This is a genomic window from Pseudomonas sp. TWR1-1-4 (assembly GCF_049897165.1).
Classification (GTDB): domain Bacteria; phylum Pseudomonadota; class Gammaproteobacteria; order Pseudomonadales; family Pseudomonadaceae; genus Aquipseudomonas; species Aquipseudomonas canadensis.
Window position 1 is genome coordinate 281,011 of the sequence record NZ_JAFCVS010000003.1, and the last position, 20,259, is coordinate 301,269.

The following is a 20,259-nucleotide window of genomic DNA, read 5'->3' on the forward strand; positions in this document are numbered from 1 at the left end:
CGCTCACCACACAAGCCCGCTCACCACATAAACCTGTTGTGTCAGGTCTTGTGAACCAGCCCATCCGCCCTGAACATCCCGCGAATCCCCCGCACCGCCTGGCGAATCCGGTCCTGGTTCTCGATCAGCGCAAAGCGCACATGGTCATCGCCATACTCGCCAAAGCCGATGCCCGGCGACACACACACCTTGGCCTCCAGCAGCAGCTTTTTGGCAAATTCCAGCGAACCCATGGCGGCATATGCCTCGGGAATCTTCGCCCAGACGTACATCGACGCCTTCGGGTTCTCAACCATCCAGCCCAGCTCATGCAGGCCCTTGACCAGCACATTGCGGCGCTGGCGGTATTGTTCGGCGATGTCTTTCACGCACTGCTGGTCGCCTTCCAATGCCGCAATCGCCGCGACTTGCAGCGGGGTGAAGGTGCCGTAGTCGTGGTAGCTCTTGATGCGTGCCAGGGCGTTGACCAGTTCCGGGTTGCCGACCATGAAACCGATGCGCCAGCCGGCCATGTTGTAGCTCTTGGACAAGGTGAAAAACTCCACCGCGATGTCCTTGGCGCCCGGCACTTGCATGATCGACGGGGCTTTCCAGCCGTCGTAGACGATGTCGGCGTAGGCCAGGTCGTGGATCACCAGCACGTCGTACTGCTTGGCCAGCGCGATCACACGTTCGAAGAAGTCCAGTTCCACGCACTGCGCGGTGGGGTTGGACGGAAAGCCGAGGATCATCATCTTCGGCTTGGGGATCGAGCCGCGAATCGCCCGTTCCAGTTCCGCGAAGAAGTCCACGCCAGGCACCAGCGGCACCGAGCGCACCTGGGCGCCGGCAATTACCGCACCGTAGATGTGAATCGGGTAGCTGGGGTTGGGCACCAGCACGGTGTCGCCCTGGTCCAGGGTGGCCAGCATCAAGTGTGCCAGGCCTTCCTTGGAACCGATGGTCACGATGGCTTCCGACTCGGGGTCGATGTCCACTTCATAACGGTCCTTGTACCAGCGCGAAATCGCCCGGCGCAGACGCGGAATGCCTTTGGACGTGGAGTAGCCGTGAGTGTCTTCACGCTGGGCGACTTGCACCAGCTTTTCGACAATGTGCGGCGGCGTGGCGCCGTCTGGGTTGCCCATGCTCAAGTCGATGATGTCTTCGCCGCGCCGACGCGCAGCCATCTTCAGCTCGGCAGTGATGTTGAAAACATACGGGGGGAGTCGATCTATGCGCGCAAAGCGGCGCGGCGAACCTTGGTCTGCCATTGTTGCCTCGAGAGTACGTAAGCGCCCGGAACCGTCCGAGCGACGTCGGCCACTGCGGTGGCCTGCGGGGCAGACAATACGGTCGATGATGGCCCGTTGTCCAGATGCGCCGAAAAATTTTCTACATGGAGTACGACGTGGATATGCCCCTATACTCGTTGCGGGTTTGTTCCCTCATAAGAAGGAGACTGTTCGTATGGATCAGCAGACAAAACAACCGTTAGAGCCACGCATGGAAGCCGGTAAAGCCCTGGTGATCGCCGGGGTGCAAGGGCGTTATTCGAAGGCCACCGTGGGCGATATCCCCAAACTGTGGGAGTTGTTCGATACCTGCATCAAGGACATCAAGAAGCGTGTGGGCGGTGTGACGTATGGCGTTTGCCATAACCCCAAGCATGGCGAATTCGACTACATGGCCGGTGTCGAAGTCCCGACCAAAGCCGATGTGCCAGGCAACTTCAAATGCATCGAAATCCCACCGCTCAACTACGCCGTGTTCCCCCATTACGGGCCGGTGCATGCGCTTGAGCAAACCTACGAGCGCATCATGTTCGAATGGCTGCCGCACTCGGGATACAAGGTGATGGGCGCGGATTTCGAGCGCTACAGCGCGGACTTTGACGTGAGCAAGGGCACCGGGACGGTGGAGATCTGGTTGCCGGTGGGCGAAAGAGGCTGAAGCCCTAGGCGATGTCACGTAAACAGGACATTGAGGTCTGAAGGTCATGTTTACGTGACATCAAGGGGCCCGGTTAAACACCCACCGCAACCTCCGCTCATACCCAATCCGCCCCTTATACGCCTCTCCGCCATCCACCCATCCAGCCCCCAGATACAGCCTCATCGCCGTCACATTGTCCGCATCCACCGACAACTCCAGTCCCTTGATCTGCGGCCACGCCTGCAATGCCGCTGCGGGCAGCGCTTGCAGGCAGGCTTTGCCAAACCCACGCCCTTGCTGATGCCGATCCACCTGCAACGCATGCAAGGTTGCGCTGTGTGCATCCGCCCAGTGGGGCAGGCAAGGCGGGCGTTTGAGCAGCAGGAAAGCCACGGGGGTTTCGTCGGCGAGCAGGGCGAAGCCTTTGATGGCATCGGGATGGGGATTGACCAGCAGGCTGTTCAGCGCACAGTAGATATCGCCGGAATACGCCAGTTGTTCGGGGTGCACTTGCAGGGTGTCGAGTTGCTGTTTCTGCGCAAGGCTCAGCGTCTCATAAAGGGCGAGGCGGGTTTCCATCGGGGGCGTATCCGAAATCCTACAAAGAGGCATCGATTCTAGCGGGTTTGCCGGGGGCGAAATTATTTTTAAGCGGCTTGTCGATTTGCCGGTTGGCCATTCGACTAAGGGTGTCTTCCGTGATGTTTTCTGCCCCAAGGAGTATCGCCATGAGCACTGCCATCAACACCCTGATCGAACAATGGAAAGAAGCGGTCACCGCCAAGGATGTCGAGAAAATTGTCAGCTATTACGCCGACGATATCGTCGCGTTCGACGCCGTTGGCGCCCTGCAATTCAAGGGCAAGGCGGCGTACCAGGCACATTGGCAGGCCTGCATGGAATTCTGCCCTGGCCCCGGCGTTTTCGACTTTCATGAGCTGCATATCGTTGCCGGAGCAGACAGCGCCTTTGCCCATTGGCTGGCCCACTGTGGCGGCACCGGGCCGGACGGTGTGCTCAAGACTTGCTGGATGCGCGTCAGCGCCGGTTATCAACGCATCGATGGCCAATGGAAAGTGGTGCATGAGCACTGGTCCGCGCCGTTCGACATGGAAACCGGCGCCGGTCTGTTCGACCTGAAACCTTGACCTGCGCGATCTATAGTCAGTAGTCCGAAAACGGAGAAGGCCATGAAATACCTCTGCCTGATCTACAGCAACGAACAGGTGCTGCACACCTCGCCGGATAGCCCGGCAGACCCGGAGTGCTTCGCCTACGCGCAGTCCGTTCGGGCCAGCGGTCGCATGCTGGCTGCCGAGCCGCTGCAGTCGGTGAGCACCGCCACCACCGTGCGTATGCGCAATGGCAAGTTGTCGATCACCGACGGGCCGTTTGCCGAGACCAAGGAGCAGCTCGCCGGTTTCTACCTGATCGAGGCCCGTGACTTGAATGAAGCGGTCCAGGTGGCCGGTGGTATTCCGGCCGCTCGGGTCGGCAGTGTGGAAGTGCGCCCCGTGCGTGAATTGAATCTCTGAATACAACAACCCTAAGACTCAAGAGGTTTACACCATGTCTACGCAATCTGCCGAGTTTGAATTGTCCATCCGCCGTGTGATCGATGCACCGCCTAGCCGCGTGTTCCGTGCCTGGACCGAGCCCGCCTTGCTCCAGCAATGGTGGGGGCCTCACGGCATGACCACCCCCGAGTGCGAAATGGACCTGTGGGTCGGTGGTTTGTTTCGCACCTTGATGCGGGCGCCGGACGGTGCCGAGTACCCGACCCAAGGTGTGTTTCTGGAAATTGATGCGCCCAATCGGCTGGTGTTTACCGACGCTTTCATGCCCGGCTGGATACCTTCGGGCAAGCCTTTCATGAGCGCCGAAGTCACCTTCGAAGAGGTCGACGGCAAGACGCTTTACACCGCCCGCGCCATGCACTGGAGTGCCGAAGACAAGCAGGCCCACGAAGCCATGGGCTTTCATGATGGCTGGGGCCAGAGCCTGGATCGGCTGGTCACCCTGGTGACCGAGGGCATGCCCGATTGACCCATCCGGTCGAGGCCATTTATCGCCGCGAATCACGTCGAGTCCTCGCGACGCTTATTCGCTTGCTGGGCGATTTCGACCTGGCCGAAGAAGCCCTGCACGAAGCGTTTTTTGTGGCGGTGCAGCGTTGGTCGCAGGAGGGTGTGCCGGACAATCCACGCGCCTGGCTGGTATCGACCGGGCGCTTCAAGGCCATCGACCGTCTACGCCGCCAGGCACGTTTCACCCCGTTGTTGCAGGAGCAGGCCAATGCATTGGAAGCGTCTGACTGGAGCGATGAAGACGTGGAAGACGATCGCCTACGGCTGATTTTCACCTGCTGCCACCCGGCACTGGCGGCCGACGCCCAGGCGGCGCTGACCTTGCGCGAGATCTGTGACCTCACCACCGAAGAAATCGCCCGGGCGTTCCTGGCCACGCCGGCCACCATCGCCCAGCGCATCGTGCGGGCCAAGGGCAAGATCCGCGAGGCGAAGATCCCGTATCAAGTGCCATCCCGAGACGAATTGCCTGAGCGGCTGGACAGCGTGTTGCGGGTGATTTACCTGGTGTTCAACGAGGGATATTCGGCGTCCATGGGGGCCGATATGACCCGCGAGGATTTGACCCGTGAGGCCATTCGCCTGGGGCGTTTGTTGACGGAGCTGCTGCCCGAACCGGAAGTCATGGGCCTGCTGGCGTTGATGCTGCTGCACGAATCCCGTCGCCCGGCACGCACCACGGCCAGTGGGGAGTTGGTGTTGTTGGATGAACAGGACCGCTCGCTGTGGGATGTGTCCATGATTGGCGAAGGCTGCGCACTGGTGGAGCATGCACTTGGCACACGGCGCTTTGGTCCGTATTGCCTGCAAGCCGCGATTGCGGCTGTACACGCCGAAGCGTCCAGTGCGGGTGAAACCGATTGGCCGCAGATCGTCGGGCTTTACGATGTGTTGCTCAGGATGATGCCGTCAGCGGTGATCGAACTGAACCGTGCCGTGGCATTGGCCATGCGCGATGGCCCCTTGGCGGGATTGCAGCAGGTCGAAGGGATTCTGGCGCGTGGCGAGTTGCTGGATTATCACCTGGCGCACTCGGCACGCGGGGAGTTTTACCGGCAATTGGGCCGTGTCGAAGAGGCGCGAGTCGCCTACGAACGGGCGCTGGCCTTGGCCCAACAAGCACCCGAACGCAGGTTTATCGAAAAGCGTTTGGCTGGACTCTGAATCAAGGCTGCTGACGCGTTGCCGCCAATACGATTTCGCGAATGCACACATGCTGCGGCTGCTGGTAGGCATAGGCAATCGCCGAGGCCACGTCATCGGCGCTGAGTACGGTGCCGCCCATGGCCTGTTTCCACGCCTGATAGCCGGTCTTGATCGCCTCATCGGTGGTGTGGCTGAGCAGTTCGGTTTCCACCGCACCTGGGGCAATGGTGATGACGCGCACGTTGCTCGGCGACAATTCTTCGCGCAGGTTTTCCGAAATCCCGTGTACCGCGAACTTGGTGCCGACATACGCCACATGATTCGGGAAGGTCTTGCGCCCGGCCACCGAGCTGACGTTGATGATGGTGCCGCCTCGGCGCGCAACCATGCTGCCGGCCACGGCGTGGATGCCGTTGAGCAGGCCTTTTACGTTCACATCCAGCATCTGTTCCCACTGCGCCGGGTCTTGCTCGCTGACTGCGCCCAGCAGCATTACGCCGGCATTGTTGATCAGCGCATCGGCTGGGCCGAACCGGGCTTCGGCTTCTTGCACGGCGGCGACCAGGGCCGCGCGGTCGGTGATGTCGACCCCACGGTTCAAGGTGTTCGGCAGGCGCAGATCGTTGAGGCGATCAATGCGACGCGCCAGCAACAACAGCGGGTGCCCGGCGGCTGACAATCGGCGGGCGGTGGCTTCGCCGATACCGGAACTGGCGCCGGTGATGATGATCAGTGGCTTGCTCATGCATGAACTCCTGGGATAAGAAAAACCGATAACTGAATCGTGACTGCAGTATATTTACCGTCGCAAAGGCTGAAAAATGCCTTATTTCTCTGTCAGCCATCGGATTCAGCTATGGATGTTCGTCACCTCAAGGCATTTCTCGCGGTCTTTGAAGAGCGCAATATCACTGCGGCGGCCCAGCGTTTGTTCATCAGCCAGCCGACCTTGTCGGTAACCATCAAACAACTGGAAGACGAACTGGGCGTGGCGTTGTTTGTGCGTCAGCCACGGGGTGTGGAGGTGAGTGCCGAGGCGCGTGTGCTGTACCCCCAGGCACGACGCATGGTGGCTGAAGCCGATGCATTGAGCCGCCTGTTTCGCGGACGCGAAAATCGCATCGCCCTGGAACTGGGGGTGGAAGGCGATATTGCCGACAGCCAGATCGAAACCTTCCTGCGCATGGCGCACCAAGGCCTGCCGGGTTTGCTGCTGACCTTGCAGGAAGGCTGCGAAGGCGAAGGGCGCCTGGCCGTGGAGGAAATGTGCTGCGAGGACGAGTTGTTCCTGCCGCTTTGGGAAGAGTCGTACGTGATGGCGTTGCCTGCCGCGCATCCCATGGCGCAGCCGGGCAAGGAACAGGCCTGGACGCCGATTGAAGACTGGATCACCTGCCCGCAGCACGATTCCCATCAACGCTTGATGGCCTTGTACGGTCGCTCGCCGCAAGCGGTGGCCGGGCATGCCGGTTCGCTGACCCAGGCGTTGCATATGGTCGCGGCGGGTGTGGGCGTGGCGATGTTGCCGCATTCGCTGGCGGCGGAGCGGGCCGGTGTGGTGATTCGGGAGTGGCATTTGCCGGCCCCCACGCGTCGGGTGGGCTTGTGTTTCGCTGCGCAAGCCTTGGAGTCGCCCGCATTACGTGCGCTGCACGAGTATTTCCAGACTAACCGCCCGCCGCAACTCGTAGCCGCTTGACTCATATCGAACGTTCAACGTTTGCCAATGTAGGAGCTGGCTTGCCAGCGATAGCGGCGTAACAGTCGATACACGCGGGACTGACCTACCGCTATCGCCGGCAAGCCGGCTCCTACACGGGTGGCGAACTATTCGAGCATCTGGCTCAACATCCAGCTTCCCGCCGGCCCTGGTGGATGTTGGCGCGACCACAGTGCATCCACCGCCACCGAGCGTGGCCAACCCCGGACGTTGAGTTCAACCAGCCCGGCATTACCAAAACGCTCCACCAACCAGCGCGGCAATTCCGCCCAGCCGAAGCCGAGTTGAGCCATCTCCATCAGCATCAGAAAACTCGGCGCCGACCATACACGGCCCGAGGGGCGCGTTTCGTTGGGGCTGATGATGCTCCCCAGGCGCAGTTCACGGTGTTGCTGCAAGGCTTGCGGGTCGATGTTTTGGACGCGGGTCAACGCGTGGGTGGGGGCGACGAACAGCGCGATTTCCGTGCGTTCGGCCACAGGCGAGCGCGTCAGGTCGGGCGGGTAAACCTCCTGGGCTTCGATCAAGGCAATCTGTGCACGGCCGCTCTGCACCAGGGCGATCAAGTCTTCGCACTCGGCGATCAGCCATTCCAGTTCAAGGTCCGGGTAGCGTTGTTCGAACGCTTTGAGGGCGAGCTCAAAGCGTTCTGACTGGTAGGTGTCTGACATGGCGATCGTCACCTTCGGCTCCAACCCCTGGGCCAACTGGCTCGCCGCCAACTCCAAACGGCTGCTGGCCTCCAGCACCTGCTCGGCGCGTTGCAGCAGCACCTGCCCGGCGGGGGTCAGTGTCGGCTTGCGGCTGCTGCGGTCGAACAGCACCACATCCAGGTCAATCTCCAGGCTCGCCACTGCCGCACTGACAGTGGACTGGCTCTTGCCCAGCTTGCGCGCTGCGGCAGAAAAAGAGCCTTGGGTCGCGGCCTGGACAAACGCTTGCAGCACTTCGGGGGAGGCCATGACTATCGCCTTGATCGATGGTTATTAGTTATGAAGTATCGATTCAAAGGGTAATCATGGCAACCATCGTCACTCACGGAGAAGGGCCATGCACCCCACCAAGTCGATTACTGAACGTGTTTGCCAAGCCCTGGGTTTTGAAGGCCTGGCGTTGTTGATCTGTACACCACTGCTGGTCTGGATCACCGGCCGGCCGGCGCTGGAAATGGGCGCGGTGACCTTGGGTCTGAGCCTGCTGGCGCTGACCTGGAACATCATTTTCAACAGCCTGTTCGACCGCCTCAAGGTGCGCCTGCAACTCTCGGGCGGCGGTTGGACGCGGGTGTTGCATGCGCTGATGTTCGAAGGCGGACTGATTATCGTCGCGGTGCCGTTGATCGCGGCGTGGCTGAACATCAGTCTGATGCAGGCGTTTATGCTCGACATCGGTGTACTGCTGTTTTTCCTGCCGTACACCTATGTCTATCACTGGGGCTATGACGTACTGCGCGAGAAGTTTCTACAGAAACATGCCGCCCGACGCCTCGATGCGCTGCCCCGTGATCCAGTTGCTGCCGTCGGCCAGCAGGACGCCGATGGCACCGCCAATATCGTCCGGTAAGCCTGCCCGGCCCAGGGCTGTGTTGTTGGCGACCATCGTATTGAGCGCCGCATTGTCGCGCACGGCGCCGCCGCCGAAGTCGGTTTCGATGGCGCCGGGCGCGAGGATGTTCACGGTGATCCCACGCCCGCCCAACTCCTTGGCTTGATAGCGGGTCAGCACTTCCATCGCACCTTTCATCGACGCATACGCCGCATACCCCGGCAGGCTGAATCGCGCCAGACCGCTGGAAATATTGATGATGCGCCCGCCATCGCTGATCAGCGGCAGCAGTTTTTGCGTGAGGAAAAACGGTGCCTTGAAGTGAATCGCCACCAGTTGGTCGAACTGCGCTTCGGTGGTCTCGGCAAAGCTGGCGTGGGCGCCGATGCCGGCGTTGTTGATCAGAAAGTTGAAGTGATCCTGTGCAAATACATCCTTGAGCAAGCGGCCGACTTCACCGACAAAGCCATCGAAGCTGCCACTCTGGCTCACATCCAGTTGCAACATGGCGGCGCGGCCACCCAGTGCTTGAACCTGTTCGACCACCGCTTGGGCTTCAGCCGCCGCGCTGTGGTAAGTGCCGATGATGTCAACGCCCTGTGCCGCCAGGTGCAACGCGGCGTTTTTACCCAGGCCACGGCTGGCGCCGGTGATGAGTGCGATTTTACGGGTCATGGTGCAGTCCTCTCAGGTGATCAGTGGCAGCGAGTGTATTTATTCGCGCATAACGTGATAAACAGCGCTATACCGGAATCACTGGCCGGATAAGGCGAACAATCCCATGAACAAACTTGAGCTGCTGCGCACCTTCGTGCGCGTCACCGAACTGTCGAGTTTTACCCAGGCCGGCGAGAGCCTGGGCCTGCCGCGCTCTACCGTGTCGGAACATGTGCAGGCGCTGGAAGAGTTGCTCGGCGCGCGTTTGCTGCAACGCACCACGCGCAAGGTGCAGGCGACCCAGGATGGCCGTGTGCTGTATGAGCGCAGCAAGGACTTGCTGGCGCACATGGAAGAGTTGGAAGGGTTGTTTCGCCAGGATGAGGCGCAACTGACCGGACGGATTCGCGTGGACATGCCCAACGTGATGGCGCGCAGCATGATTCTGCCGCACCTGCCGCTGTTCATGGAACGCCATCCGCTGATCCAGATGGAAATCAGCAGCTCGGACCGCCAGGTGGACCTGATCGCCGAAGGCTTCGACTGCGTGTTGCGAGTAGGTGCCCAGCCCGATCAAACCGTGGTGGCGCGCCGGGTGTGCAGCATGCCGATGGTCAACTGCGCGAGCCCGGCCTACCTGCAGCGCTACGGTGTGCCGCAGACCCTGGCGGACTTGGCGGATCATCAATTGGTGCATTACGTACGGCCGTTGGGCGCACGCTCATCCGGCTTCGAATACCTGTCGGGCGGCAAAGTGCTGCGGGTGCCGATGGCCGGGCGTGTCACCGTCAACAGCACGGATGCCTATCAAGCGGCGTGCCTGGGCGGCTTCGGCATTACCCAGGTGCCGTTGCTGGGGATACGCACCTTGTTGGCCAATGGAGAACTGGTGTCGGTGCTGCCGGATTACCCGGCGCCGCCGTTGGACGTGTCATTGCTGTATGCCGGCCAGCGTCACTTGCCGTTGCGGGTGCGGGTGTTCATGGACTGGTTGGCCGCGACGTTGCACGCCCACCTTTAACGCCGCGCCGACAATTGTTGCGGTGCCAGGAACGCGTCGTGGAAGTAATCGCGCACCGCCTGCATCGCCGGGGTAAACGCGCGCTCGCGGTGCCAGGCTAGGCCCACACTCATCGGCGTCACTGGATCGGTGACGGTGAGTGTTTCGATACGCTTGCCTTCCAGGGACCAGGGCCTGTGCACCAGGTCCGACAGGATCGCCACGCCGCTGCCATTGGCGACCATGCTGCGCACCGCCTCCACCGAACTGGTGCGCAGGCGCACCTTGGGCGTCTGCCCGGCTTGTTCCCAATAACGCATGGCGCTGTGTTCGGCCTCGTCGACGGTGAGCAGAATGTAGGGCTCCTGGGCCACATCCGCCAGGCTCACGGCGCCGCGTTCGCACAGGGGATGATGGCTGGGCAGCCATAGGCGGCGCTCCGAATTGAACAGGATTTCCGAGACGATATCCGGGTGAGTGAGGTTGGCAGTAAGTACCACCGCCATGTCGAACTGGCCGTCGAGCAACCCTTGTTCGATGGCCTGACGTTCCTGCTCAAAGACTTCGATGGTTACGTCCGGATGCCAGTGTTCCATGCGTTGCAAGTGATGGGGCAGGAAGTAGCCGAGCACCGTGTAACTGGCCGCCAAGCGCAGCACGCCGCGCGCGCGGTAGTCGGGCAGCGGGCTGTTCAGCGCGTCATCGACACTGCGCAGGATCACGTAGGCACGGTTGAGAAAGTGCCGGCCCGCGTCGGTCAGGTTCATGCCTTGGGCTGAGCGCACAAACAACTGCACACCGAGCATGGCTTCCAGTTCCTTGATCGCCGTGGTCACCGCCGATTGCGAGATGTTCAGGTGGATGGCCGCCTGGGAAATCTGGCCGATTTCGGCGGTGGCGACGAAGTAGCGCACTTGGCGCAGGGTCAGGGACATGCCGGGCTCCTCCAGTGGGTGGTGGTATGGAGTATCTGATTTTCAGAAGATGGGCCATCTGATAATAGATCTTCCCAAGGGGTCAAGCCGCAGCCTACTTTTCCTCCATCACTTAGGCGGAGCGACTCTGATGCAGGCAGTGGATTTCAATTCGGACATGGGCGAAGGCTTCGGCCCCTGGACCATCGGCGATGGCGTCGACGCCGAGCTGATGGCGTACATCAGCTCGGCCAACATTGCTACCGGCTTCCATGCTGGCGACCCCGGCACCATGCGTCGTACGGTCGAGCGCGCCAAGCAACTGGGCGTGGCCATCGGCGCGCATCCGGGTTTTCGGGACCTGGTCGGTTTTGGCCGTCGCCACATCAACGCACCGGCCCAGGAACTGGTGGACGATATGCTCTATCAGCTCGGCGCCCTGCGGGAAATCGCCCGGGCCCAAGGTGTGACCCTGCAACACATCAAGCCCCACGGCGCGCTGTACATGCACCTGGCCCGAGATGAAGAAGCGGCGCGGCTGCTGGTGAAGAACCTGCAAATCATCGAACCGACGCTGTTGTTGTACTGCATGCCCAACTCGGTGATCTGGCGCGTGGCCAAGGAGCTGGGGCAGCCGGTGGTGCGGGAGTTTTATGCCGACCGTGAGTACGATCTGACCGGCTCCATCGTGTTTACCCGCAATGTGCGAGCGCTGGATCCTGCGATGGTGGCGGCGCGCGTCCTGCGGGCTTGTCAGACCGGGCTGGTGCGAACCGTGGAAGGCGAAGACCTGTTTATTGAATTCGATTCCATCTGCCTGCACAGCGACACGCCGGGTGCCCTTGAGTTGGTAGAGGCGACCCGCGAAGCGTTGGACCGAGCGGGCATCACCGTCAAAACACCACAATAAAAACGATTCCTCAATTTTTTCGCCTGCCTTTCTACAATGATTCCAAGAGGAACAGACATGGCTGAAACATCTCCCATCCGCTACAGCTTCGGCGGTGATGAACACCTGTTTGCCGAGGTCAGCGACAGCATGTCCCTGGAGGCCTTTTTCAAAGGCATGGCGGTGACCCGTGCCGTGGAGCGCCTGGCGCTGGAAGGCGTGCTGGATGTGTGCCTGGCCAACGCGTCGTTCCAGATCCGCTTTGACCCCGACCGCATCGCCCCGCATGTGCTGCTCGATGCGGTGCAGACCGCCGAAGCCCAAGCTGTGGCTGAACGCACCTTGCACACGCGCATCATCGAAATCCCGGTGCTGTACAACGACCCGTGGACCCACGAAACCCTGATGCGTTTTCGCGACCGCCACCAAGACCCCAGCGGTACGGACCTGGAGTACGCCGCGCGCATCAACGGGCTGGCCGATGTCGAGGCGTTTATCGCCGCCCACAGTGGTGCGCCGTGGTTTGTGTCGATGGTCGGATTTGTGGCGGGCCTGCCGTTCATGTTCCAGATGGTCGAGCGCGAGCGGCAATTGCAGGTGCCCAAGTACCTGCGACCGCGCACTGATACGCCGAAACTCACCCTCGGCCATGGCGGCTGTTTTGGCTGCATCTACTCGGTACGCGGTGCCGGCGGCTACCAGATGTTTGGCGTGACCCCAGCCCCGATCTACGACCCGGCGCAGCAACTGGCGTACCTCAAGGAACACATGGTGTTCTTCCGTCCTGGCGATATCGTGCAGTTCAAACCCATGGACCGTGAGGCCTACGACTTGGCGGTGGCCGACGTGGATGCAGGACGTTTCGACCTGCGCATCCGTCCCGTGGAATTTTCCCTCGACGCCTTTCTCGCCGACCCCATCGGTTATCCGAAATCCCTGCAGGAGGCACTGGCATGATCAAGGTCCTCAAACCCGGCCTAGCCACCTCCGTGCAGGACCTTGGCCGTGAAGGCTATTACCACTTGGGCATCCCGCCGTCGGGTGCATTGGATCAATATGCGTTGAGTGCAGCCAACCACCTGGTCGGCAATCCAGTCGGCGCGGCGGGCCTGGAATGCACGCTGATCGGCCCCGAACTGGAGTTTCAGCAGGACGCGCTGGTGGCCCTCAGCGGCGCCTTGATGTCGCCGCGCCTGGACGGTGAAGTGGTGCACCAGGACACCGCGTTCCAGGTCCGCGCCGGGCAGGTGTTGCGCTTCGAGTTTCCCAAGGCGGGCGCACGGACCTACCTCGCGGTGGCCGGCGGGATTGACGTGCCGTTGGTGCTGGGCAGTCGCTCGACTTACACCCTCGGCGCCCTCGGCGGGTTCCACGGGCGGCGCTTGCAGGAAGGTGATGAACTGCCCATCGGTGCAGCCAGTGGCGTGGGCCGGGCGGGCAACAGCCTGCCGATGGCACTGCGCCGATCAGTGGGCGGTGATGTGACTCTGCGTGTAGTGCCGGGGCTGTATTACGAGCGCCTCACGGAGGCGGCCAAGAGTAGCTTTTTTGCCGAACCGTGGACCGTGGGTTCCGAAGCCGACCGCATCGGGTATCGCTTCAAAGGCGGGAGTGCCTTGAGTTTCCAGCCACGTGAGCAGCCGTTTGGCGCGGGGTCGGATCCGTCGAATATCGTCGACAGTTGCTACCCGATTGGCTCGATCCAGGTACCGGCGGGATTGGAGCCGATTGTGTTGCACCGGGATGCGGTGTCGGGCGGTGGCTACGCGATGATCGGTACGGTGATCAGCGCCGACTTGGACCTGATCGGCCAGATGCAGCCGAACCAGCGGGCGGGGTTTGTGGCGGTGACGCTGGAGGAGGCGTTGGAGGCGCGGCGGGTGTACAAAAAACGGCTGAAGGCTATGACTGGGCTTTTCAATCACTGAAGAAATACAAATCCAAATGTGGGAGCGGGCTTGCTCCCACATTGTTGCCCTGTGTGGTGTCAGAAGAGTTGGGTGAACAGCCAGTAGAGGCTACCTGACAGCAGGATGGCCGCTGGCAACGTCAGCACCCACGCCATCGCCAGGTTGCGGATTGTGCGCATCTGCAACCCGCCCCCGTTCGCGACCATAGTCCCCGCCACACCCGACGACAACACGTGGGTGGTCGACACCGGCAACCCATACATATCCGCCGCGCCGATGGTCAGCATCGCCACCATTTCTGCCGAGGCGCCTTGGGCGTAGGTCAGGTGCGTCTTGCCGATCTTCTCGCCCACGGTCACCACGATGCGCTTCCAGCCGACCATGGTGCCCAGGCCGAGGGCGATGGCCACGGCGATCTTCACCCACAGCGGAATGAAGCGCGTGGAACTGTCGATCTGTTGCTTGAACAGTTGCAGCTTGCCTTGGGTATCCGCGTCGAAATTACCGACCTTGCCCTTGTCCATCAGGCGAATGGTTTCGCTGGTCAGGTACATGTCATTGCGTACGTTGCCCACAGCCTCGGCGGGCACTTTGGCCAAGGAACCGTAGCCTTTGACTTCATCACCGATCTGCCCGGCCAGGGCGGCGAGGGCGGGGACCAGTTCCGGGGTAGCTTCCTTGGTGCGCACGTAGGTCGAGAGGATCGGGCGCGGGTCGCCGGTCAGTGCCTGCGGCGCGCTTTTCACCAGCGCCACTTGGGTCACTTCGGCCACCGCCGCAAACTGCAGCGACTGCTCGGCGGGCATGGTGCGGTTCAGCGCGTAGGCCATCGGCAGGGTGCCGACCAGGATCAGCATGATCAGGCCCATGCCTTTCTGCCCGTCGTTGGAGCCGTGGGCAAAAGACACGCCGGTGCACGTGGCGATCAGCAGGCCGCGGATCCACCACGGTGGCGGGGTGTCGCCTTTGGGTGCCTTGTACAGCGCGCGATTCTTGACGAACGCGCGCAGGGCCAGCAACAGCATCGCCGCAAAGGCAAAGCCGATCAGCGGTGACAGCAGCAAGGCGTAACCGATCTTGATTGCCTGGCTCCAGTCCACGCCGCTGGTGCCATCACGCCCGTGCATCAGGGCATTCGCCACACCTACGCCGATGATCGAACCAATCAATGTGTGGGACGACGACGCCGGCAAACCCAGCCACCAGGTGCCGAGGTTCCACAGGATTGCGGCGATCAACAGGGCGAAGATCATCGCGAAACCGGCCGACGAACCCACCTGCAGAATCAACTCCACCGGCAACAACGCAATGATGCCGAACGCTACCGCGCCGCTGGAAAGCAGTACGCCAAGGAAGTTGAAAAAGCCTGACCACACCACCGCAAAGTGCGGCGGCAAGGAGTTGGTGTAGATCACCGTCGCCACGGCGTTGGCGGTGTCGTGGAAACCGTTGACGAACTCGAACCCCAGGGCGATCAACAGCGCCACCCCCAGCAGCAAGAAGGGCGTCCAGGTGGTGAGTTGGGCGCCCATTTCGTGCATGTCATGCATCAGGCTGTAGGCGGTGAACAACAAGCCCATGGCGAGCACGGCGAAGAAGATGATTACCGTCACCAGGCCGGGTTTCTTGTCCAGCCTGGGTTTTGGGTCTGCAGGTGAGGCGTGTGTGGAGGCAGTCAGGGAAGGGGTGGCCATGCCGGAGCATCCAGTGTGATGAGGATGTCGTTCATAGTCATTGCAGAATGTTACAGAGATGCTGCCATACATCAGTGTTTAGGTGATTGAGCTGGCCGCTGGTCAGTAATCCTTGCGCTTTCTGAAGGCCCAGCGCCCGGCAATCAACGTGAAGGTCGCGACGAGCGCCACCAGAATCCAGAAGCCTTCCGGGTCTTGGGAAAGCGGCACACCGCCCACGTTCATGCCAAAAAAGCCGGCGATGATGTTGATGGGCAACGCCAGCACTGTCACCACGGTAAGGGTGAACAGCGTGCGGTTGCTTTGCTCGTTGAGGTTGGCGGCGATTTCTTCCTGCAACAACTTGATGCGTTCACCCAGGGCCATCAGGTCGTTGATGATCAACGCAAACTCCTCGGTGGATTTGCGCAGCTCCTTGACGTCTTCCTTTTGCAACCACTGCGGCGGCCGGTTGAGCAGGCGCAGCAGCGAGCCCGGCTCGAGCGCCAGCAGGCGTTGCAGGCGCACCAGCACCCGGCGTGCGGCGCCGAGTTCGGCGCGGTTGGTGGACAGGCGCGAGGACAGCAACTGGTCTTCGATATGGTCGACGCTGATGCTGGTCTTGCGCACGATCTGGGTCAGCACTTCACCCTGGTCGCGTAACAGGTGCACCAGTAAGGCCAGCGGCGAGCGAAAGCTTTCACCGGCTTTTACCGACGAGCGCAGTTTATCCACCGAGTGCAGCGGTTGCAGGCGCGCACTGATCAGCAAGCGGCTGCGGGCGCAGACCCACAGCGTGGAAATGTCCGACGAGACCATGCTGCTGAAGTTGAACACCACGTCGTTGACCACCGCCAGCAAGGCCGAGTCGACGTGTTCGATGCGCGTGGAACGCGAGCCTTCGTGCAGGGCTTCGAAGAACTCTTCCGGCAGGTCCAGGTGGGCCTGCATCCAGCGCTCGCACGCGGCGTGGGCTAGGTTCAGGTGCAGCCACAGGAATTCTTCCGGGTCACCCGGTTGGCGCAACGCCTGGAGCGCCGCCGCCGAATCTATCTGCTCACCCTTTTCCCCTGGGCGAAAACGAAAACCGTAGAGCAAGCCAAACAGGTCGGAATCCTGGTGGCTGTGATCGATGCTGTGGTTCATGAGGGCTCGCAGAAAAAGCGCCTGTAGGAGATTTCACAGGTTCGCATGCGCGAATCATTGCAAGTGGATTTGACAGTTTTGTGACGGTTTTGAATTTATTTCGTTGCGATGACATTTATTTGACCGTTTGTCAGGAACCGTTCAAGAAGGCTCTAATCCGGCCGATTCAAGGCATCAAGGCGCGCTGTGGATGGGCGGTGCCTTTTGATGACAAGGACGTTAGGCGTGCACGCACCAATTCCTTGTATCGAGGCTTTTCCCCGATGAATGTTTTGCGAACCTCCTTGAGAGCACAAATCCTGTCGCTGCTCGGTGGCAGTCTTTTGGCGATGCTGTTGATCGCCCTGGCCTGTTTCAATTTTTTGTCCAACGGGGTGCAGAGCTATCGCAGCTTGATCGATGGGCCGCTGCTGACTTCACAATTGATTGACGAGGCCAACCTGCAATTCAAGGTGCAGGTTCAGGAATGGAAAAACGTCCTGCTGCGCGGCAAACAGCCCCAGGACATGGAGAAATACTGGAATCAGTTTCAGGACCGCCAGCGCGACGTTCAAGGCATCCTCACCCGGCTGGTCACTCAGACCAGCAGCGACCCGAGCCTGAGCCGACGCATCGAAACCTTGCGCCAGGAACACCAGCAACTCGGCGTGGCTTACCAGAAGGGCCGCGATGCCTACGTGGCCGCCGGTGGCGATGCAACGGCCGGCGACACCGCGGTGAAAGGTGTGGATCGCGCCGCCAGTGAGCAGATGAGTGCGTTGGTCAGCGACCTGCGCGAACAAGGCAGCCAGCAATCCAAGGCCATCAGCGCCTATGCCGAGCGCACCGTGCTGGTGGGGCTGGCGATCATGCTGTTGTCGGGTGTGTTGATCGGTCTGTTCAGCCTGTGGTTGATCAACCGCAACCTGATCCTGCCGATCCGTGGCTTGATCGACTACGTGACGCAACTGAGCCATGGTCGCTTTGCCGAGCGTGTTGCCAGCCGTCGTCAGGATGAGCTGGGCCACCTGGCCGCTGCCGCGAATACCTTGCGTGACTTTCTTGCCGAAACCTTCAGCCGTTTACAGCGCAGTGCTACCGACCTGGTCAGCGCCAGCGGCGAGTTGAATGCCATCGCCGGGCAGATGGCGACGGGCACCAATGATCAATTCAACCGAACCGACCAGGTGGCCACGGCCATGACTGAAATGTCGGCCACCGCCCAGGAAGTCGCGCGCCACGCCGCCAGTGCCTCCCGCGCGGCGGACGAGGCCGATCACTCGGCCCGCGAAGGCGGTGAAGTGATGAAAGTCACTATTGCCACCATCGGCCAGATGCGTAACGAGATCCTGAATACCGGCACCATCATCCGCCGCCTGGAAACCGACAGCGTGCGCATCGGCAAGGTGCTGGAAGTGATTCGCGGCATTGCCGAGCAGACCAACCTGCTGGCGCTCAATGCCGCGATTGAAGCTGCGCGCGCAGGCGAAGCCGGCCGTGGTTTTGCGGTGGTGGCCGATGAAGTGCGAAGCCTGGCGCAACGCACGGCGGCGTCGATCATCGAGATCAACGGGATTATCGAAGCGGTACAGAACGGCGCGGTGGATGCGGCTGAAGCCATCGTGAGTGGCCAGTCGTGCAGCGATGAGAGTGTGGAAAAGGTCACGCAAGCCGGTGCCATGCTGGCTCACATTACCCAGGCGGTGGAAGCGATCCGCGACATGAACCGCCAGATCGCCACGGCGGCCGAGGAGCAGACGTCGGTGGCGGAAGATATTTCGCGCAACATCACGCACATCACCACCGTGGCCACGGCCAACCTCGATAACGTCAAGCGTACCGAAGCGGCTAGTCACAACCTACGTGGGCTGTCAGGTGAGTTGAATGAGGTGACGGCGCGCCTTGGCGCCTGATCAAACGGTCGGCAAGCTGAACGTGAACACGGTGCCGTGCTGCTCGGTAGTGGACACGCTCAGCTCACCACCGTGGGCATCGGCAATCTGCTTGACGATGTACAACCCCAGGCCGAGACCGGCTTGGGGCGCATCGGTAACTGGACGCGCGTAGGGCTGAAATAATCGCGGCAGGGCTTGTGCGCTGATCTGCCCCGGGTTTTTCACCGTCAGCGTGAACTGCGACTGCTCGACCCTTGCCGTGACTTCAACCGGGCCATCGTGACTGCCGTGGTGGATGGCATTGGCGACCAGGTTGGAGAGCAGTTGCGCCAGTCGCTCCCGGTCACCTTTGAGCCCTTGAAGTTCGCCGATATGCGCAACAATTTCGCGTTGTGGATGAACGCTCTGCACCTCAGACACCACATGTTGCAACGCAGCCTGCAAGCCCTGGCAATCACCCATGCTCAAGGGAATGCCGCTGCCCATGCGCCCGCGGGCGAAATCCAGCACGTCCTCCACCAGTTGCGCCGCGCGCCGACCGCTGGTGAGGATATGGCGCACAATCTTGTCAGTGGCGGGGTCGGGGTGTTTGCGCAGCAGTCGCTCAGCGCCGAAGTTTATGGCGAACAACGGGTTACGCAAGTCGTGCCCGAGCACCGCGATGAATTGTTCACGCAATTCGGCGGTGCCACGTTCTTCCTGCAACTCGGCTTCGGTTTGTTGCTGGCTTTCTTCGGCTTCGATCTGCAGCGACAGCACGCGTGCAAACGACTCCATAGTCGATTGGATGGTGCTGCTGCGCAGTGACGCGGGGTTGGGGTCCAGTGCGCAGATGGTGCCGAAGAAGCGCCCATCGGTGCGGAACACCGGCACGGAAATGTAGCTTTCAAACTGATAGATACGTGGCGTGTGGTGGTCGTGGTAAAGCGGGTCTTCGCTGGCTTTGTCGATCACCACGGACACGTGTGAACCGCGGATTTCGTGGCAGATCGTGGTGGTCAGGTCCAGCTCGCCTCCCACACCCAGGCCGAAACCCAGGTTGTCGAGCACCGCGCAGGCCGTCCAGGTGTCTTCCGTTACGCGAGCAACAGCGGCAAACCGCAGGCCGGTCATGTCACTGATCACCTTGAGCATGGCCGGTACGGCGCTGATACGCCCGATAGTGGCGATGTCGGCGGCTTTTTGCCCCATGTAACGGTCCCTGTTCGGGTGCAATGGCGTTATGCCTTGGCTGTAGCTTGAGAGTCTAACGGCCTTGTACTATGTGGGGGTAATTTCATTCGTCACCAAGGCAGGTTTCCTGCAGCTTGCCGACGAGCGCCCACAAAAAACGCCACCCGAGGGTGGCGCTGTTTTGTTCAGAGGGTAATCAAGTGTCCAGCTTGTCTTCCAGCACAGCACCGGTCTTGGCATCGAGCTTCACTTCGAACTTCTTGCCGGCGGTGTCGGTCAGGTCAACTTCGTAGACCAGTACGCCGCTGTTGTTACGGTCCAACTCGGTGTCAGTGATGGTGGCACCCGCGTGTTTGGCCACGGCGGCAGCATTGAGTTTTTCGAAAGGCATCACTGCGCCGGACTTGACCAGGCCTTCAATCTGGTCTGGACGAACATCGGCCTGGGCCAGGCCAGCGGTCAGGGTCAGGGCGGTAGCGGCGAACAAAGCGGTCAGGGTTTTCATGATGTGTATCCTTCTGGTGAGCTGTTTAAGTGGGATCAGGTTAACCAGCGCAACTTAATTCACCCTTAATTATTTCAAGCGGTTGCGCAGTTTGTTCAATCCGTCA

At 61.0% G+C, this 20,259-nt stretch carries 22 protein-coding genes; 12 read left to right on the top strand and 10 right to left on the bottom strand.

Annotation, left to right across the window (positions count from 1 at the left end):
• Window positions 1–41 precede the first annotated feature (41 nt).
• Window positions 42–1,253 (bottom strand): alanine transaminase, encoded by a 1,212-nt coding sequence (alaC, locus tag ACP7C6_RS09660; RefSeq protein WP_028617667.1) that lies wholly within the window; start codon window positions 1,251–1,253, stop codon window positions 42–44.
• Between the two features lie 196 nt (window positions 1,254–1,449).
• Here alaC and ACP7C6_RS09665 point away from each other — a divergent pair, with 196 nt between their 5' ends.
• A complete protein-coding gene (locus ACP7C6_RS09665) occupies window positions 1,450–1,932 on the top strand; it encodes a GyrI-like domain-containing protein (protein WP_236320925.1) in 483 nt (160 codons plus the stop codon).
• A gap of 60 nt (window positions 1,933–1,992) precedes the next feature.
• On the opposite strand, the gene ACP7C6_RS09670 is transcribed toward ACP7C6_RS09665, so the two are convergent.
• Window positions 1,993–2,493: a GNAT family N-acetyltransferase gene (locus tag ACP7C6_RS09670; RefSeq protein ID WP_426108653.1), complete on the bottom strand. Its 501-nt coding sequence runs from the start codon at window positions 2,491–2,493 to the stop codon at window positions 1,993–1,995.
• A gap of 149 nt (window positions 2,494–2,642) precedes the next feature.
• Here ACP7C6_RS09670 and ACP7C6_RS09675 point away from each other — a divergent pair, with 149 nt between their 5' ends.
• Genes ACP7C6_RS09675 through ACP7C6_RS09690 form a run of 4 tightly spaced genes read left to right on the top strand, consistent with a single transcriptional unit; the run spans window position 2,643 to window position 5,165 of the window.
• Window positions 2,643–3,062 carry a YybH family protein gene (locus ACP7C6_RS09675; protein WP_028617664.1) on the top strand — a complete coding sequence of 140 codons (420 nt, stop codon included), beginning with the start codon at window positions 2,643–2,645 and terminating at the stop codon, window positions 3,060–3,062.
• A 42-nt stretch (window positions 3,063–3,104) separates the two neighbouring features.
• A complete protein-coding gene (locus tag ACP7C6_RS09680) occupies window positions 3,105–3,449 on the top strand; it encodes a YciI family protein (protein ID WP_028617663.1) in 345 nt (114 codons plus the stop codon).
• A 34-nt stretch (window positions 3,450–3,483) separates the two neighbouring features.
• Complete coding sequence (locus tag ACP7C6_RS09685; RefSeq protein ID WP_028617662.1) at window positions 3,484–3,960, top strand: SRPBCC family protein; 477 nt, start codon at window positions 3,484–3,486, stop codon at window positions 3,958–3,960.
• Window positions 3,957–5,165 (top strand): RNA polymerase sigma factor, encoded by a 1,209-nt coding sequence (locus ACP7C6_RS09690; protein ID WP_426108654.1) that lies wholly within the window; start codon window positions 3,957–3,959, stop codon window positions 5,163–5,165. The genes ACP7C6_RS09685 and ACP7C6_RS09690 overlap by 4 nt, the downstream gene beginning before the upstream one ends.
• Window position 5,166: 1 nt before the next feature.
• On the opposite strand, the gene ACP7C6_RS09695 is transcribed toward ACP7C6_RS09690, so the two are convergent.
• Window positions 5,167–5,892, bottom strand: a complete 726-nt coding sequence (locus ACP7C6_RS09695; protein ID WP_028617660.1) for an SDR family oxidoreductase — start codon at window positions 5,890–5,892, stop codon at window positions 5,167–5,169.
• Between the two features lie 111 nt (window positions 5,893–6,003).
• Between ACP7C6_RS09695 and ACP7C6_RS09700 the strand changes: the two genes are divergently transcribed.
• Window positions 6,004–6,846, top strand: a complete 843-nt coding sequence (locus ACP7C6_RS09700) for a LysR family transcriptional regulator (RefSeq protein ID WP_426108655.1) — start codon at window positions 6,004–6,006, stop codon at window positions 6,844–6,846.
• Window positions 6,847–6,974: 128 nt separating this feature from the next.
• On the opposite strand, the gene ACP7C6_RS09705 is transcribed toward ACP7C6_RS09700, so the two are convergent.
• A complete protein-coding gene (locus tag ACP7C6_RS09705; RefSeq protein WP_123474628.1) occupies window positions 6,975–7,829 on the bottom strand; it encodes a LysR family transcriptional regulator in 855 nt (284 codons plus the stop codon).
• Window positions 7,830–7,917: 88 nt separating this feature from the next.
• Between ACP7C6_RS09705 and ACP7C6_RS09710 the strand changes: the two genes are divergently transcribed.
• On the top strand, window positions 7,918–8,430 hold the full coding sequence (locus tag ACP7C6_RS09710; RefSeq protein WP_068932343.1) for a multidrug/biocide efflux PACE transporter: 513 nt from the start codon (window positions 7,918–7,920) through the stop codon (window positions 8,428–8,430).
• Here ACP7C6_RS09710 and ACP7C6_RS09715 read toward each other — a convergent pair.
• Window positions 8,329–9,087, bottom strand: a complete 759-nt coding sequence (locus ACP7C6_RS09715; RefSeq protein WP_068932340.1) for an SDR family NAD(P)-dependent oxidoreductase — start codon at window positions 9,085–9,087, stop codon at window positions 8,329–8,331. The genes ACP7C6_RS09710 and ACP7C6_RS09715 overlap by 102 nt on opposite strands.
• A gap of 106 nt (window positions 9,088–9,193) precedes the next feature.
• On the opposite strand from ACP7C6_RS09715, the gene ACP7C6_RS09720 reads away from it, so the two are divergent.
• Entirely contained in the window at window positions 9,194–10,090 is an 897-nt protein-coding gene (locus tag ACP7C6_RS09720; RefSeq protein WP_028617656.1) for a LysR family transcriptional regulator, read from the top strand.
• Here the strand turns inward: ACP7C6_RS09720 and ACP7C6_RS09725 are convergent.
• On the bottom strand, window positions 10,087–11,004 hold the full coding sequence (locus ACP7C6_RS09725; RefSeq protein ID WP_028617655.1) for a LysR family transcriptional regulator: 918 nt from the start codon (window positions 11,002–11,004) through the stop codon (window positions 10,087–10,089). The two genes, ACP7C6_RS09720 and ACP7C6_RS09725, sit on opposite strands and share 4 nt — an antisense overlap.
• Window positions 11,005–11,134: 130 nt before the next feature.
• Between ACP7C6_RS09725 and ACP7C6_RS09730 the strand changes: the two genes are divergently transcribed.
• Genes ACP7C6_RS09730 through ACP7C6_RS09740 form a run of 3 tightly spaced genes read left to right on the top strand, consistent with a single transcriptional unit; the run spans window position 11,135 to window position 13,800 of the window.
• Window positions 11,135–11,893, top strand: a complete 759-nt coding sequence (locus ACP7C6_RS09730) for a 5-oxoprolinase subunit PxpA (protein WP_426108656.1) — start codon at window positions 11,135–11,137, stop codon at window positions 11,891–11,893.
• A 57-nt stretch (window positions 11,894–11,950) separates the two neighbouring features.
• Window positions 11,951–12,829 carry a 5-oxoprolinase subunit B family protein gene (locus ACP7C6_RS09735; protein WP_028617653.1) on the top strand — a complete coding sequence of 293 codons (879 nt, stop codon included), beginning with the start codon at window positions 11,951–11,953 and terminating at the stop codon, window positions 12,827–12,829.
• On the top strand, window positions 12,826–13,800 hold the full coding sequence (locus tag ACP7C6_RS09740) for a biotin-dependent carboxyltransferase family protein (protein ID WP_122685437.1): 975 nt from the start codon (window positions 12,826–12,828) through the stop codon (window positions 13,798–13,800). The genes ACP7C6_RS09735 and ACP7C6_RS09740 overlap by 4 nt, the downstream gene beginning before the upstream one ends.
• A 59-nt stretch (window positions 13,801–13,859) precedes the next feature.
• Here the strand turns inward: ACP7C6_RS09740 and ACP7C6_RS09745 are convergent, their stop codons facing one another.
• Window positions 13,860–15,476 (bottom strand): inorganic phosphate transporter, encoded by a 1,617-nt coding sequence (locus ACP7C6_RS09745; RefSeq protein ID WP_426108657.1) that lies wholly within the window; start codon window positions 15,474–15,476, stop codon window positions 13,860–13,862.
• 102 nt (window positions 15,477–15,578) lie between these two features.
• Entirely contained in the window at window positions 15,579–16,601 is a 1,023-nt protein-coding gene (locus ACP7C6_RS09750; RefSeq protein ID WP_016978332.1) for a transporter, read from the bottom strand.
• Between the two features lie 1,283 nt (window positions 16,602–17,884).
• Between ACP7C6_RS09750 and ACP7C6_RS09755 the strand changes: the two genes are divergently transcribed.
• The gene (locus ACP7C6_RS09755) at window positions 17,885–18,493 is read left to right on the top strand and encodes a methyl-accepting chemotaxis protein (protein WP_426108781.1); all 609 of its coding nucleotides are present in this window, start codon (window positions 17,885–17,887) and stop codon (window positions 18,491–18,493) included.
• On the opposite strand, the gene ACP7C6_RS09760 is transcribed toward ACP7C6_RS09755, so the two are convergent.
• Window positions 18,494–19,666 carry a GAF domain-containing sensor histidine kinase gene (locus ACP7C6_RS09760; RefSeq protein WP_068932333.1) on the bottom strand — a complete coding sequence of 391 codons (1,173 nt, stop codon included), beginning with the start codon at window positions 19,664–19,666 and terminating at the stop codon, window positions 18,494–18,496.
• 178 nt (window positions 19,667–19,844) lie between these two features.
• Complete coding sequence (locus tag ACP7C6_RS09765; RefSeq protein WP_068932331.1) at window positions 19,845–20,153, bottom strand: PepSY domain-containing protein; 309 nt, start codon at window positions 20,151–20,153, stop codon at window positions 19,845–19,847.
• Between the last annotated feature and the right edge of the window lie 106 nt (window positions 20,154–20,259).

Bases quoted from the DNA above. Each gene is read 5' to 3' on its own strand.
- alaC (WP_028617667.1), bottom strand. From the start codon at position 1,253: ATGGCAGACCAAGGTTCGCCGCGCCGCTTTGCGCGCATAGATCGACTC.
- ACP7C6_RS09665 (WP_236320925.1), top strand. From the start codon at position 1,450: ATGGATCAGCAGACAAAACAACCGTTAGAGCCACGCATGGAAGCCGGT.
- ACP7C6_RS09670 (WP_426108653.1), bottom strand. From the start codon at position 2,493: ATGGAAACCCGCCTCGCCCTTTATGAGACGCTGAGCCTTGCGCAGAAA.
- ACP7C6_RS09675 (WP_028617664.1), top strand. From the start codon at position 2,643: ATGAGCACTGCCATCAACACCCTGATCGAACAATGGAAAGAAGCGGTC.
- ACP7C6_RS09680 (WP_028617663.1), top strand. From the start codon at position 3,105: ATGAAATACCTCTGCCTGATCTACAGCAACGAACAGGTGCTGCACACC.
- ACP7C6_RS09685 (WP_028617662.1), top strand. From the start codon at position 3,484: ATGTCTACGCAATCTGCCGAGTTTGAATTGTCCATCCGCCGTGTGATC.
- ACP7C6_RS09695 (WP_028617660.1), bottom strand. From the start codon at position 5,892: ATGAGCAAGCCACTGATCATCATCACCGGCGCCAGTTCCGGTATCGGC.
- ACP7C6_RS09700 (WP_426108655.1), top strand. From the start codon at position 6,004: ATGGATGTTCGTCACCTCAAGGCATTTCTCGCGGTCTTTGAAGAGCGC.
- ACP7C6_RS09705 (WP_123474628.1), bottom strand. From the start codon at position 7,829: ATGGCCTCCCCCGAAGTGCTGCAAGCGTTTGTCCAGGCCGCGACCCAA.
- ACP7C6_RS09710 (WP_068932343.1), top strand. From the start codon at position 7,918: ATGCACCCCACCAAGTCGATTACTGAACGTGTTTGCCAAGCCCTGGGT.
- ACP7C6_RS09715 (WP_068932340.1), bottom strand. From the start codon at position 9,087: ATGACCCGTAAAATCGCACTCATCACCGGCGCCAGCCGTGGCCTGGGT.
- ACP7C6_RS09720 (WP_028617656.1), top strand. From the start codon at position 9,194: ATGAACAAACTTGAGCTGCTGCGCACCTTCGTGCGCGTCACCGAACTG.
- ACP7C6_RS09725 (WP_028617655.1), bottom strand. From the start codon at position 11,004: ATGTCCCTGACCCTGCGCCAAGTGCGCTACTTCGTCGCCACCGCCGAA.
- ACP7C6_RS09730 (WP_426108656.1), top strand. From the start codon at position 11,135: ATGCAGGCAGTGGATTTCAATTCGGACATGGGCGAAGGCTTCGGCCCC.
- ACP7C6_RS09735 (WP_028617653.1), top strand. From the start codon at position 11,951: ATGGCTGAAACATCTCCCATCCGCTACAGCTTCGGCGGTGATGAACAC.
- ACP7C6_RS09740 (WP_122685437.1), top strand. From the start codon at position 12,826: ATGATCAAGGTCCTCAAACCCGGCCTAGCCACCTCCGTGCAGGACCTT.
- ACP7C6_RS09745 (WP_426108657.1), bottom strand. From the start codon at position 15,476: ATGGCCACCCCTTCCCTGACTGCCTCCACACACGCCTCACCTGCAGAC.
- ACP7C6_RS09750 (WP_016978332.1), bottom strand. From the start codon at position 16,601: ATGAACCACAGCATCGATCACAGCCACCAGGATTCCGACCTGTTTGGC.
- ACP7C6_RS09755 (WP_426108781.1), top strand. From the start codon at position 17,885: ATGAAAGTCACTATTGCCACCATCGGCCAGATGCGTAACGAGATCCTG.
- ACP7C6_RS09760 (WP_068932333.1), bottom strand. From the start codon at position 19,666: ATGGGGCAAAAAGCCGCCGACATCGCCACTATCGGGCGTATCAGCGCC.
- ACP7C6_RS09765 (WP_068932331.1), bottom strand. From the start codon at position 20,153: ATGAAAACCCTGACCGCTTTGTTCGCCGCTACCGCCCTGACCCTGACC.